The following is a 13,655-nucleotide window of genomic DNA, read 5'->3' on the forward strand; positions in this document are numbered from 1 at the left end:
GCAAAATCAATGAAAAAAAGTGTGTCCTGACTCTCCCTATTGTCGCATTTTGGTATAGGATAGCGACGAATTTTCCCCTCCATAGTTTGGAACCAGAAGATGAGCGAACAACAAACCACCCCGACATCAGGTCAGGGTCTGCTTCAGCGCGTGTTTAAACTGCGCGAGCATGGAACGACGGCACGCACGGAAGTGATTGCCGGTTTTACAACGTTCCTGACGATGGTGTACATCGTTTTTGTGAACCCGCAGATTCTGGGTGCCGCAGGCATGGATACCAGTGCGGTCTTCGTAACCACCTGTCTTATTGCCGCGTTCGGCAGCATCCTGATGGGTCTGTTCGCTAACCTGCCTGTCGCGCTTGCGCCAGCAATGGGTCTGAATGCTTTCTTTGCCTTCGTTGTGGTCGGAGCCATGGGCTTGTCCTGGCAAATCGGTATGGGCGCGATTTTCTGGGGCGCTGTCGGTCTGCTGCTGCTGACCATTTTCCGCGTCCGCTACTGGATGATTGCCAATATCCCAATGAGCCTGCGCGTGGGTATCACCAGCGGCATCGGCTTGTTCATCGGCATGATGGGCCTGAAGAATGCGGGCGTGATCGTCGCCAACAAAGAAACGCTGGTGACCATCGGGAACCTGACCTCTCATAGCGTGCTGTTGGGTGTGCTGGGCTTCTTTATTATCGCCATTCTCGCCTCGCGTAATATCCACGCGGCGGTGCTGGTATCTATCGTGGTGACCACCCTGCTGGGCTGGATGCTGGGCGATGTACACTATGGCGGGATTGTTTCCACGCCGCCGGATGTGACCTCCGTTATCGGTCATGTCGATCTGGCTGGCTCATTTAATATCGGCCTCGCGGGTGTGATTTTCTCCTTCATGCTGGTCAACCTTTTCGACTCCTCCGGCACCTTAATCGGCGTGACCGATAAAGCGGGCCTGACCGATGATAAAGGCAAATTCCCGCGCATGAAGCAGGCACTGTATGTCGACAGTATCTCTTCTGTTGCTGGCGCGTTCATCGGGACATCTTCTGTTACCGCCTATATCGAGTCCTCTTCCGGCGTGTCCGTGGGTGGCCGTACCGGTCTGACCGCTGTAGTCGTTGGTCTGCTGTTCCTGCTGGTGATTTTCCTTTCACCGTTGGCTGGCATGGTGCCGCCGTACGCTGCTGCGGGTGCGCTGATTTATGTCGGTGTGCTGATGACGTCAAGCCTTGCGCGCGTGAAGTGGGATGACCTGACAGAAGCCGTTCCGGCATTTATTACTGCGGTGATGATGCCCTTCAGTTTCTCGATTACCGAAGGTATCGCGCTGGGCTTCATCTCTTACTGCGTGATGAAAATCGGTACAGGTCGCTTCCGCGATCTCAGCCCCTGCGTGATTGTCGTGGCGCTGCTGTTTGTATTGAAGATTGTGTTTATCGACGCGCACTAAAATGCGGTGTTGAACTGAGCACGAGAAAACCCGGTAAGCGCATGCTACCGGGTTTTTTTATTACGCTTTTACACGCTGAATATAATCACCGAAGGCGGTCAACTGGCCGGTGAGGTGATCGAGCGTGCTTTGATCCACAACCTGACCCGACTGTGGGTCTACCTTGTTCTGAATCACACCGCCCATGAATTCCGGCTTGTTCATCACCATCGCGTCGAGGAACACCAGAATCTGACGCAGGTGATACTGGCAGCGTGCGCCACCAATGGCGCCCATCGAACTGGTTTGAATCAGCACCGGTTTACCCGCCAACGGCTGCTCCGGCAGACGTGACAGCCAGTCGATGGCGTTTTTCAGGCCACCTGGCACCGAGTAGTTGTACTCTGGTGTCACAATCACCACGCCATCGGCTTCGCGAATCTGGGCCGCCAGCGCTTCGACGCTCTGCGGGAAACCTTCTTCCTGCTGGATATCCGCATCGTACAGTGGGATGTCACCAATCGACGGCAGGGCAGAAATCGCCATCCCCGCCGGGGCGATATTGGGCAGGGTATTCGCAACCATACCGTTAAATGAACCTTTGCGCAGGCTTCCCAATAACGTAACAACTTTCAACGCTTCAGACATGATTACTCCTTTATTTTTCATCATGATGGGTCAACTCAGTATAAGGGCTTTTTCCGCAGGCAGGCTGGTAAAACGCATCAGGCGTGCTTCGGGTTCGCTGGCGCGGAACGGAATATCGGGTAAGCCCCGCCAGCCGGATTTGCTGTCAAACTCCCACACTTTCAGGCGCTCAATCGCAGGCGTTGCCGCGATGGACCACACCAGCACGTCCTCTGCATCGCAAATGGCTTCTATCTGCATCATTTTTGCGGCGCGCAGGCGGCCTGATCCTGGCAACAACTGGAGAAGCTGGGGTGAATCGCTCTGGATTTCACCCGTGAGTTTCAGAACGCTTTGTCGCAGAGTCAAAAGCTGACAACGGGCTTCGTGCGGGTCGTTCTGATTTTTGATCCACAAATTTTCATTGTTGCTAAAAGGATAGATTTCCGAGGCACTCGGGTTGTGATAACGGCGAGTCAGGCGCTGGAGTTCCATATCCAGACCGCATTCACCTTCAGTGGTTAGCACCACGCCGACAATGTTTCCGGCATAGGCAATAGAAAAGCGCGGTTGGCTGCTGTCACGAAAAGCCGGTTTGCCGTCCTGTTGATGGGTAATTTCCGGAAGCTCACTGATGCCGTAAAGCATAAACAGCAGCTCGGCAAGCAACCCCCGTGAGGCCAGGAAACGCGCCCGGCGATGCTGGGGCATCTGGCGTGCCTCGTTATGACAGGTTGACGAGAGTCGTATCGAGTGAAGATGCCCGTCGTTAAGGATCCCTCTGGCAAAATGTGTCGCCATTATGTCGCTCCGTGATTAATGGTCTATGAAACTGAGGACAAAATACATCATCAGAACGCATTATAGATTGTTCCAGGTAAATAAATGTCTACTCTGCGAGCCCTTTATCCTTTTTTTCGTTGTCAAAATGGATACCAGCGAACACTCGCCTATCATCTGAATATCGTAGATATACGACGTTATTCTATGCATTGATATTTAAAATATCCGCATGCAGAATTTTTAGCGGATTCTTCTTTAAATAATACTAATACAGCATGGTCTGTTGAGTGATGTGATTTGCGTGTCTTATGGTTTCATCCCAAATTTTCTCTTTGGCCATTAATAGAATGATTCAAAAATTTGATTTAGGTCTCTATTTTTCACGTTATGCACAGGAACTGTGCGGTAATTAATAGCCGCCGATCATATTTTGAAACTCATTCTCTTGACTCTATACTATCCGCAAAGTTTACGTCACGTTTACATCTCAGTGATTACCTCTCTTCGGTGAATTTTCGCCGTGTAGTTATTGCTCTGTTTTTATCATTTGATAATTCCTGCCGCATGGACAACACATTAACAAAACAACAGCCAAAGGGCTGTTCTGGATAATATATGATTTTAATGACCTGGTTTTCTAACATAAAAGTGAGCAAAAAATTATTCATCAGTTTTGCTATTATTATTTCCTTGATAATTATCGTGTTGGTTTCGGGTGTTTACGGCTATAAGCAAATTAAAGATAAAGCATACAAAAGTGCTTTAAGCGTCGAACTGTTTCAACAGTTGTCCGATGCCAGGGCTGCCCGTATCAGTTATCAATTTACTATGGACCCTGCGTTTATGATTAAAACGCAGGATACCGCACGGAAAATGCAGGATATTCTGGCTACGTTGAAAACGCTGAGCTGGTCTGGACAAGGTCATCAGACATTGAGTGATACAGAACAGTCCGTGGCTAATTATATCTCCAGCACCGAGCCGTTCATGCAAGCCCTGAAAAGGAAAAATGAAATTGGCAAGGTTATTGAATCAAGCGATCTTTATGATAAATCGGGGATTGCCGATCAGATAAGCCGCAGCACCACAGTCACAACTCAAAATGCTCTGGATGCTTCTCAGGTCGCATTTGTGTTAAGTGATATTGATTCGAAGGTGAGTTATTTTAAAGAAAACCCGACCAGGGAAGAAGAGCAGATACTGATTCAGCGTCTGGCGTCAGGAAAGGTTGATGCTGAACAGGTGAAGTCATTTTTACCCGCCGATCAGCAGACATGGATAGATCAGGTCATTAAAAAGATTGAGGTTATTAATGACGGGCTCGATGATTATCGGGCAGCCTGGGATAATCAGAATATTCAGTCGGCCAATTTAGCGAAAGAAGGGGATGTGTTATCGAAAAACATCAATGCCCTGTTTGATCTTGAGCAGTCGCTGCTGACGGTGGTGGTGGATAGTTCTGAACAACAAATGGTGATTATTTCGTTGATTGGGATCTTACTGGGTATTTCCCTCGCACTGGCAATAACCCGAATGATCACACGTCCGCTTAATGAAACATTGGCCGTGGCGGAGAAAATTGCACAGGGTGATCTTACCTGTGAACTGCAATCTTCTCGCCGGGATGAACCCGGTTTATTGATGCAAGCGGTGTCGGTCATGAATGAGAATCTGAAAGATATTATCAGTCAGGTACGTTCAGGCGTCGACAGCGTAGCGAGAGCGTCGTCGGAAATCGCAGCAGGGAACATGGATTTATCATCAAGGACGGAGCAACAGTCGGCGGCGGTGGTTGAAACGGCAGCGAGTATGGAGCAAATGACCTCTACCGTCGCGCTTAACGCTGAGAACGCTCGCCACGCGCGCCAGCTTTCTGAGTCCGCATCGAATAAAGCCAGCGAAGGCAGCGAAATTTCGAAGCAGGTTATCGACACCATGAAGAGCGTGCGCACCAGTTCGCACCGAATCTCTGAGATCACGACGGTGATTAACAGCATCGCGTTCCAGACAAATATTCTGGCGCTCAATGCTGCGGTTGAAGCGGCCCGCGCAGGCGATCAGGGTAAAGGTTTTGCCGTGGTGGCCGGGGAAGTGCGTAATCTTGCTCAGCGCAGCGCGCAGTCGGCTAAAGAGATTGAAAGCTTGATTCGCGAATCCGTTTCTTACGTCGACAAAGGCTTCGGGCTGGTCGAAGGCGCGGGCGTGGCGATGGCTGAAATTGAAGACTCCGTGACGCAGATGCGCGATATCATGGGCGAAATCGCGGCGGCGACTGATGAACAAAGCCGTGGGATCACGCAAATTGCCCAGGCGATGACGGAAATGGATACCACCACGCAGCAAAATGCGGCGTTGGTAGAAGAATCGTCATCCGCCGCCAATTCACTGGAAGAGCAGGCGGTTCAACTGGAGAAAACGGTCGCCATTTTCCGTATTCCAGGCAACTTCAAGGCCACGGCGGCGCGTCAGTCTAACGTCGGTAAAGTTGTGGTGGGCGCAGCGGTAAGGAAAAGCGGGACGGATAACGATCACGACTGGACCAGTTTCTAGCTTTCTAAAAAACAAAACCCGCATTAACAAGCTGTTAATGCGGGTTAGTTAGTGCTCACCAGGTTGGCTTATTTACCGATACAGAAGCTTGAGAAGATGCGTCCCAACAGATCGTCAGAGGTAAATTCACCGGTAATTTCGCTTAACGCCTGCTGTGACAGGCGCAGTTCCTCGGCCAGCAGTTCACCGGCCCACGCCCCCAACAGTTGGGCTTTACCCTGCTGCAGATGCTCTGCGGCGGTTTCCAGCGCCTGCAAATGACGACGACGGGCGAGGAATCCACCTTCCATATTGGTATCGAAGCCCATGCTCTGCTTGAGATGATCGCGAAGAATATCGACACCTTCACCCTGACGCGCAGAAAGACGAATGAGTGAGTGACCATTCACATCGCTCAGACCCACGTCTTCGCCGGTCATATCCGCTTTGTTGCGCACGACTGTGATAGGTAATTTCGCCGGTAAACGGGCGATAAAGTCGGGCCAGATTTCTGCCGGATCGATGGCGCTGGTGGTGGTGCTATCGACCATGAACAGTACGCGGTCGGCTTGCTCGATTTCCTGCCAGGCGCGTTCGATACCGATACGTTCAACTTCATCGCTGGCATCGCGCAATCCCGCAGTATCAATGATATGTAGCGGCATCCCGTCGATATGAATGTGCTCGCGCAGCACGTCACGAGTGGTTCCGGCGATGTCGGTGACGATCGCTGCTTCACGACCCGCCAGCGCGTTCAACAGGCTCGATTTACCGGCATTTGGGCGTCCTGCAATGACCACCTTCATGCCTTCACGCAGCAGGCTGCCCTGACGCGCTTCGGCACGTACCGCGTCGAGGTCATCAATAACGGTGTTCAGCTGAGCTTCGATTCTACCGTCGGAAAGGAAATCAATTTCTTCATCCGGGAAGTCGATCGCCGCTTCGACATAAATACGCAGGTGCGTCAGCGCTTCCACCAGATGATTAACGCGCGCAGAAAACGCACCCTGTAGTGAGTTCATCGCCGAACGTGCGGCTTGCTCGGAACTGGCATCAATCAAGTCGGCAATCGCTTCGGCCTGAGCCAAATCGAGCTTATCGTTGAGGAAGGCGCGTTCAGAAAACTCCCCCGGATTGGCAATACGAATGCCCGGCAGTGTCAGAATGCGTTTAAGAAGTAAGTCGAGAATAACCGGCCCGCCGTGCCCCTGAAGTTCCAACACGTCTTCGCCAGTAAAGGAGTTCGGCCCGGGGAACCATAAGGCAATGCCCTGATCCAGCGTATTGCCTTCGACATCACGAAACGGCAAATAATCGGCGTAGCGCGGCTTGGGCAGCTTGCCGAGCAATGCCTGCGCAACGTCGCGCGCTTTCAGGCCGGAAATACGCAGGATACCCACGCCGCCGCGTCCTGGCGGTGTGGCCTGGGCAACAATCGTGTCGTTATGGCTCATGGTTACTCTCTTTTTCAAAATATAAAAAAGGCGGTCAGATGACCGCCCTTTCTTTACCGTTCCGTTTGCCGGGTGGTGCTTTGCTTTACCCGGCGTCTACCGAATCAGGACTTTTTCTTTTCGCGGCTATGCAGGCCACGTTTTTCCAGACCACGGTAAATCAGCTGCTGCTGGATAATCGTCACCAGGTTGCTGACGATATAGTACAGCACCAGACCTGACGGGAACCACAGGAAGAACACGGTGAAGATGACCGGCATGAAGGTCATGATCTTCTGCTGCATCGGGTCGGTCACGGTGGTCGGCGACATCTTCTGGATGAAGAACATCGTCACGCCCATCAGGATCGGCAGGATGTAGTACGGGTCTTGTGCGGACAAGTCGTGGATCCACAGAGCGAACGGCGCATGACGCAGTTCAACGGAGCCCATCAGCATGTAGTACAGCGCAAGGAAGATTGGCATCTGGATAACCAGAGGGAAGCAGCCGCCGAGCGGGTTCACTTTCTCTGCTTTATACAGGGCCATCATTTCCTGGCTCTGACGCTGTTTATCATCGCCCAGACGCTCACGCATCGCCGCAATTTTCGGCTGCAGCATACGCATCTTCGCCATGGAGGTGTACTGCGCTTTGGTCAGCGGGTACATGATGCCACGAACGATGAAGGTAATAACGATGATTGAGAAGCCCCAGTTTCCGAGGAAGCTGTGGATAAACTTCAGCAGTTTAAACAGCGGCTGAGAGATGAACCACAACCAGCCGTAGTCAACGGTTAAATCCAGGTGTGGCGCAACGGCTGCCATTTTGTCCTGAATTTCCGGGCCAACCCACAGGGTGCTTGCAAGGTTTGCGGCCTGACCTGGCTGAACCAGAACGGGCTGAGACTTATAACCAATAGCCGCAACGCCGTTACCGAGGTTGGTGGTGTAGAAGTTGTTCGAACCGTCGTTGTTCGGCACCCATGCGGTAGCAAAGTACTGCTGCAGCATCGCAACCCAACCGCCTTTAGAACTGATGTTCAGGTTCTCGTTATCGGCGATTTTGTCGAACTTATACTTTTCATACTTCTCGTCTGGCGTGGAGTAAGCCGCACCACGGAAGGTATGCATTGTAGAGAGACCGCCGCCTTTGGTGTCGAGTGCCGCTGGCAGATCGATAGATTGTTTCAGCTGACCGAAGGTGGAGACTTCCAGTGGTTTATCACCGGCATTCTTCACGTTATAGCCCACGTTCACCGCATATCCACCGCGTTTCAGGGTGAAGGTTTTGGTGAAGGTGTTGCCAGCTTTATCGGTGTAAGTCAGCGGAATAGTCAGTTCATTCTGTCCATCAGCCAGAACAAACGCATCTTTATCAATGTCGTACAGCGGACGTGAGCCATTAGCCGGGTTATCCGGGCCATCACGACCGGTCAAACCGCTCTGAGCCTGGTAGATAAACTGCGGTGAGGTGTCCAGTAACTTAAACGGCTCGTCAGAGTTCTGCGTTTTCGGATACGTTAACAGCAGTGCTTGCTCAACATCACCACCACGGGTGTTGATGACGAGTTCCAGCACGTCGGTTTTCACCGTAATCAGTTTTCCCTGGCCACTGGCCGGAACGCCCTGGTCGGCGGCGCTGCCCGCAGCGGTGGTCGTAGTCTGCGTAATCTGTTGCTTAGGCTGAGGATTATTATCCTGCTCCCATGCCTGCCAGATCATGAAAGACACGAACAACAAAGCGATGATAAAGAGATTGCGTTGCGAATCCATCGTTAGTGTTCTCTGGTATTTGTTGGTCCTGGTGGGACAGGATCGTCACCACCCGGGTGTAAAGGATGGCATTTTAATACGCGTTTCACCGTCAACCAACTGCCTTTTATCACTCCAAACCTGCGCAATGCCTCAATTCCGTATTGTGAACAGGTGGGGGTGAAACGGCAGTGCGGCCCGAGTAACGGACTAATCAGGCGCTGATAGACCCGGATAAGGGCTATCAGGACCCGTGAGCCAGGCGACAGTGACGACGCCATAATTTTTCCAACGCTTCCGTGAGTGCCCGGTTGTCGAGGTCAGCAACCCCTTTCTTTGCCACCACCACGAAATCCATTGCTGGAAGTTCATGTTGACGTAAACGGAAGCTCTCACGCGTCAGACGTTTAATCCGATTGCGTTCATGGGCGCGTTTTACGTTTTTCTTGGCGACAGTAAGACCGATGCGGGGATGCCCCAGCGAATTTAGGCGGCCGAGGATGGTGATTTGCGGCGTGCCAGCCCGTTGCGGCTGCTGGAAGACGAATGTGAAATGATTGGGAGTTAACAAACGTAACTCCCTGGGAAATGCTAGCTTAACCACTCAGGGGTTAGCTTTATTACTTGGAAACGGTCAGACGAGAACGGCCTTTAGCACGACGACGTGCCAGAACCTGACGACCATTTTTATTAGCCATACGAGCACGGAAGCCGTGAGAACGGTTGCGCTTCAGTACAGACGGTTGAAAAGTGCGTTTCATGGCGATTTCTACCTAAACTTGAATAAATTCACTGACTTTTGCGTATACCCGAACGAGTTTCGAACGACTTCCGCTTCAGTGTGGGTGATTAAAGAGGCCGGATTGTAATAATTGTACACTCCGGAGTCAATTCTCTTTACCTTCTTTCCCGCGTATTTCCGCACGATTTCGCATGGAAAATGACCGGTTCCGGTACCTGCCAACGAGTAACACGCACCGGGTGGGGGATTATAAAGCCTGTCGATTAAAGCGCAAGGATCCCCCGGGATCTTTATTAGATCGATTACGCAAAAAATTGTCGCGACGCATTAATTTTTCCAATATGCGGGTGAAATCGGATCTCACTCCAGCCAGGATCGATTACACTTAGCCGGTCTCGATCTTCCTGTGGATAAATCGGGAAGAATCTGTGAGAAACACAAGATCTCTGACTCAGTTTAGGCTATGATCCGCGGTTCCGATCGGGGATCCTGAGACCTGAAAGGAGTAACAACCGCTGATAGCGGTTCGCACGTCACCCTCACCGAGCTGTGGGCTGTCCGACGTGTGCCAACAATCATTAATTCAGTTTCACCTTTTTTTCGTTCGAGTGGAGTCCGCCGTGTCACTTTCGCTTTGGCAGCAGTGTCTTGCCCGATTGCAGGATGAGTTACCAGCCACAGAATTCAGCATGTGGATCCGCCCGTTGCAGGCGGAACTGAGCGATAATACGCTGGCTTTGTATGCACCAAACCGTTTTGTACTCGATTGGGTCAGGGATAAGTACCTTAATAACATCAATGGATTGCTGAATGATTTCTGCGGTGCCGATGCCCCGCAACTGCGATTTGAAGTCGGTGCCAGGCCTGCTGCGACGCAAGTTGTCAGAGAAACCGCCCAGGTCGCCGTTCAGGCACATGCTCAGCAGGTTCACGCCCCGCGCGTTGCCCCTGTAGCGCGTCAGGGCTGGGATAATGTACCCGCTCCGGCAGAGCCATCCTACCGTTCCAACGTCAATGTAAAACACACGTTTGATAACTTCGTCGAAGGTAAATCGAACCAGCTGGCCCGCGCTGCGGCTCGTCAGGTGGCCGATAACCCAGGCGGCGCCTACAACCCGTTGTTCCTTTATGGCGGCACGGGTCTGGGTAAAACGCACCTTTTACATGCGGTCGGCAACGGCATCATCGCCCGTAAACCGAATGCCAAAGTGGTTTACATGCACTCCGAACGCTTTGTGCAGGACATGGTAAAAGCCCTGCAAAACAATGCTATCGAAGAGTTCAAACGTTACTACCGTTCCGTTGATGCCTTGCTTATCGATGACATTCAGTTCTTTGCGAATAAAGAACGATCCCAGGAAGAGTTCTTCCACACCTTCAATGCCCTGCTGGAAGGCAATCAGCAGATTATTCTGACGTCGGATCGCTACCCAAAAGAGATCAACGGCGTGGAAGATCGTCTGAAATCTCGTTTTGGCTGGGGATTAACCGTCGCGATCGAGCCGCCTGAGCTTGAAACGCGCGTCGCGATCCTGATGAAAAAGGCCGATGAGAACGATATCCGTCTACCGGGTGAAGTGGCGTTTTTTATTGCTAAGCGTCTGCGTTCGAACGTGCGTGAGTTAGAAGGCGCACTGAACCGCGTGATCGCCAACGCCAACTTTACCGGTCGTGCCATCACCATTGATTTCGTGCGTGAAGCGCTGCGCGATCTGTTGGCGCTGCAGGAAAAACTGGTCACCATCGATAATATTCAGAAGACGGTGGCGGAGTACTATAAGATCAAAGTGGCGGATCTGCTGTCCAAGCGTCGTTCCCGCTCTGTGGCGCGTCCGCGCCAAATGGCGATGGCGCTGGCCAAGGAACTTACCAACCACAGTCTGCCGGAAATTGGCGATGCGTTTGGTGGCCGCGACCACACGACCGTGCTGCATGCGTGCCGCAAGATCGAACAGTTGCGTGAAGAAAGCCATGACATCAAAGAAGATTTCTCAAACTTAATCAGAACATTATCTTCGTGACGCTATGAAATTTACCGTTGAACGTGAACATTTATTAAAACCGCTGCAGCAGGTGAGTGGCCCATTAGGTGGTCGCCCAACGTTGCCGATTTTAGGCAACCTGTTATTGCAGGTTTCAGAAGGTTCCTTGTCGCTGACCGGGACTGACCTTGAAATGGAAATGGTCGCCCGTGTCGCGCTGTCTCAGCCACACGATCAGGGTGCAACCACCGTGCCGGCGCGCAAATTCTTCGATATTTGCCGTGGTTTGCCGGAAGGTGCAGAAATTGCCGTGCAGCTCGAGGGTGACCGTATGCTGGTCCGTTCGGGTCGCAGCCGTTTCTCGCTCTCCACGCTACCGGCTATCGATTTCCCGAATCTTGACGACTGGCAAAGCGAAGTCGAATTCACCGTTGCCCAGGCGACGATGAAACGCCTGATTGAAGCCACGCAGTTCTCGATGGCGCATCAGGACGTTCGCTACTACTTAAACGGCATGCTGTTCGAAACCGAAGGTGAAGAACTGCGTACTGTTGCCACCGACGGCCACCGTCTGGCGGTCTGTTCGATGCCGATTGGCGAAACATTGCCGAACCATTCGGTGATCGTGCCGCGTAAAGGCGTTATCGAGCTGATGCGTATGCTGGACGGCGGCGAAAACCCAATGCGTGTGCAGATTGGCAGCAACAACATCCGCGCTCACGTGGGGGATTTCATCTTCACCTCGAAACTGGTGGATGGTCGCTTCCCGGATTACCGTCGCGTATTGCCGAAAAATCCGGACAAACATCTGGATGCGGGCTGCGATATCCTGAAACAGGCATTTGCCCGCGCGGCGATTCTCTCTAACGAGAAATTCCGTGGCGTGCGTCTGTATGTCAGCGAGAATCAGCTGAAAATTACCGCCAATAACCCGGAGCAGGAAGAAGCAGAAGAAATTCTGGATGTCACCTACGCCGGAACCGAAATGGAAATCGGCTTCAACGTTAGCTACGTGCTGGATGTACTTAACGCACTCAAGTGCGAAAACGTCCGCATTCTGCTGACCGATTCTGTTTCAAGCGTTCAGATTGAAGATGCAGCCAGTCAAAGTGCGGCCTACGTCGTTATGCCAATGCGGTTGTAGTGAAAAATATCGGGCTATCTTACTTGCCATTTTCAACCTGGGCTGTGCTCGCCCCTGTCACGTACTTCGTGTACGCTCCAGGGTCTGCGCGCAGTCCGCGTTGAAACTGGCTGCGCCGATGACGCCCTGGCCTAAAGAAACCCTGATATGTCACTGACGCGTTTGCTGATCAAAGACTTCCGCAATATCGAGAATGCGGATCTGGCTCTATCCCCTGGCTTCAATTTTCTGGTAGGCGCAAACGGCAGCGGCAAAACCAGCGTGCTGGAAGCTATCTATACGCTCGGCCATGGTCGGGCGTTTCGCAGTTTGCAGATTGGTCGCGTGATTCGCCATGAGCAAGAGTCTTTCGTGTTACACGGGCGATTGCAGGGCGAGGAACGCGAAACATCCATTGGCCTCTCCAAAGACAAGCAGGGCGACAGTAAAGTCCGTATCGACGGCACTGACGGTCACAAAGTGGCTGAACTGGCGCTGCTGATGCCGATGCAGCTCATTACCCCCGAAGGGTTTACTTTACTCAACGGCGGCCCCAAATACAGAAGAGCCTTCATCGATTGGGGATGCTTTCACAATGAAGCCGGCTTCTTTACCGCCTGGAGCAATCTCAAGCGTTTGCTGAAACAGCGTAACGCCGCATTGCGTCAGGTCACCCGCTACGCGCAGCTGCGTCCGTGGGATCTCGAACTGATTCCGCTGGCGGAACAAATCAGCCGCTGGCGCGCGGAATACAGCGCGGGTATCGCCAAAGACATGGCCGACACCTGCAAACAGTTTCTGCCTGAATTTAGTCTCAGCTTTTCTTTCCAGCGCGGCTGGGAAAAAGAGACTGATTATTCTGAGGTGCTTGAACGGAGTTTCGAGCGCGATCGAATGCTGACTTACACCGCTCACGGACCGCATAAAGCGGATTTCCGTATTCGCGCCGATGGCGCTCCGGTGGAAGACACACTATCGCGCGGGCAGCTCAAACTGCTGATGTGCGCCTTACGTTTGGCGCAAGGTGAGTTTCTGACCCGTGAAAGCGGGCGACGCTGCCTGTACCTCATAGATGATTTTGCCTCTGAACTGGATGATGAACGTCGCGGTCTATTAGCAAGCAGACTCAAAGCGACCGAGTCACAGGTTTTTGTCAGTGCGATCAGCGCTGAACACGTAATGGACATGTCGGACAAAAATTCGAAGATGTTCAGCGTGGAAAAAGGTAAAATAACGGATTAACCCAAGTTTAAATGAGCGAGAAACGTT

At 52.1% G+C, this 13,655-nt stretch carries 13 protein-coding genes; 5 read left to right on the top strand and 8 right to left on the bottom strand.

The window, feature by feature from the left end:
- Positions 1–99 precede the first annotated feature (99 nt).
- Complete coding sequence (locus VH187_RS10590) at positions 100–1,437, top strand: NCS2 family permease (RefSeq protein ID WP_329701415.1); 1,338 nt, start codon at positions 100–102, stop codon at positions 1,435–1,437.
- A 60-nt stretch (positions 1,438–1,497) separates the two neighbouring features.
- On the opposite strand, the gene VH187_RS10595 is transcribed toward VH187_RS10590, so the two are convergent.
- Both VH187_RS10595 and VH187_RS10600 read right to left on the bottom strand, forming a co-directional pair.
- A complete protein-coding gene (locus VH187_RS10595) occupies positions 1,498–2,064 on the bottom strand; it encodes an NADPH-dependent FMN reductase (protein WP_329701416.1) in 567 nt (188 codons plus the stop codon).
- Positions 2,065–2,094: 30 nt separating this feature from the next.
- On the bottom strand, positions 2,095–2,844 hold the full coding sequence (locus VH187_RS10600) for a 4'-phosphopantetheinyl transferase family protein (RefSeq protein WP_329701417.1): 750 nt from the start codon (positions 2,842–2,844) through the stop codon (positions 2,095–2,097).
- A gap of 606 nt (positions 2,845–3,450) precedes the next feature.
- Between VH187_RS10600 and VH187_RS10605 the strand changes: the two genes are divergently transcribed.
- The gene (locus tag VH187_RS10605) at positions 3,451–5,376 is read left to right on the top strand and encodes a methyl-accepting chemotaxis protein (protein WP_329701592.1); all 1,926 of its coding nucleotides are present in this window, start codon (positions 3,451–3,453) and stop codon (positions 5,374–5,376) included.
- 68 nt (positions 5,377–5,444) lie between these two features.
- On the opposite strand, the gene mnmE is transcribed toward VH187_RS10605, so the two are convergent.
- The 6 genes from mnmE to VH187_RS23540 all read right to left on the bottom strand — a co-directional run bounded on the left by mnmE (position 5,445) and on the right by VH187_RS23540 (position 9,609).
- On the bottom strand, positions 5,445–6,809 hold the full coding sequence (mnmE, locus tag VH187_RS10610) for a tRNA uridine-5-carboxymethylaminomethyl(34) synthesis GTPase MnmE (RefSeq protein WP_329701418.1): 1,365 nt from the start codon (positions 6,807–6,809) through the stop codon (positions 5,445–5,447).
- A gap of 104 nt (positions 6,810–6,913) precedes the next feature.
- Positions 6,914–8,560 (bottom strand): membrane protein insertase YidC, encoded by a 1,647-nt coding sequence (yidC, locus tag VH187_RS10615; RefSeq protein WP_329701419.1) that lies wholly within the window; start codon positions 8,558–8,560, stop codon positions 6,914–6,916.
- Between the two features lie 2 nt (positions 8,561–8,562).
- Complete coding sequence (gene yidD / locus VH187_RS10620) at positions 8,563–8,820, bottom strand: membrane protein insertion efficiency factor YidD (RefSeq protein ID WP_329701420.1); 258 nt, start codon at positions 8,818–8,820, stop codon at positions 8,563–8,565.
- Positions 8,784–9,143 carry a ribonuclease P protein component gene (gene rnpA / locus VH187_RS10625; RefSeq protein WP_042393473.1) on the bottom strand — a complete coding sequence of 120 codons (360 nt, stop codon included), beginning with the start codon at positions 9,141–9,143 and terminating at the stop codon, positions 8,784–8,786. Before rnpA ends, yidD begins: the two co-directional genes overlap by 37 nt.
- A 16-nt stretch (positions 9,144–9,159) precedes the next feature.
- Positions 9,160–9,300 carry a 50S ribosomal protein L34 gene (gene rpmH / locus VH187_RS10630; RefSeq protein WP_003023858.1) on the bottom strand — a complete coding sequence of 47 codons (141 nt, stop codon included), beginning with the start codon at positions 9,298–9,300 and terminating at the stop codon, positions 9,160–9,162.
- A 228-nt stretch (positions 9,301–9,528) separates the two neighbouring features.
- A complete protein-coding gene (locus VH187_RS23540; protein WP_422663482.1) occupies positions 9,529–9,609 on the bottom strand; it encodes a hypothetical protein in 81 nt (26 codons plus the stop codon).
- A 292-nt stretch (positions 9,610–9,901) separates the two neighbouring features.
- Between VH187_RS23540 and dnaA the strand changes: the two genes are divergently transcribed.
- From dnaA to recF, 3 genes are all read left to right on the top strand, one after another.
- Complete coding sequence (gene dnaA, locus VH187_RS10635) at positions 9,902–11,302, top strand: chromosomal replication initiator protein DnaA (RefSeq protein WP_329701421.1); 1,401 nt, start codon at positions 9,902–9,904, stop codon at positions 11,300–11,302.
- 4 nt (positions 11,303–11,306) lie between these two features.
- Positions 11,307–12,407, top strand: a complete 1,101-nt coding sequence (dnaN, locus tag VH187_RS10640; protein ID WP_329701422.1) for a DNA polymerase III subunit beta — start codon at positions 11,307–11,309, stop codon at positions 12,405–12,407.
- 147 nt (positions 12,408–12,554) lie between these two features.
- Entirely contained in the window at positions 12,555–13,628 is a 1,074-nt protein-coding gene (gene recF / locus VH187_RS10645; RefSeq protein WP_329701423.1) for a DNA replication/repair protein RecF, read from the top strand.
- Positions 13,629–13,655: the final 27 nt, after the last annotated feature.

It is taken from the genome of Scandinavium sp. (genome assembly GCF_036271055.1).
GTDB lineage: Bacteria > Pseudomonadota > Gammaproteobacteria > Enterobacterales > Enterobacteriaceae > Scandinavium.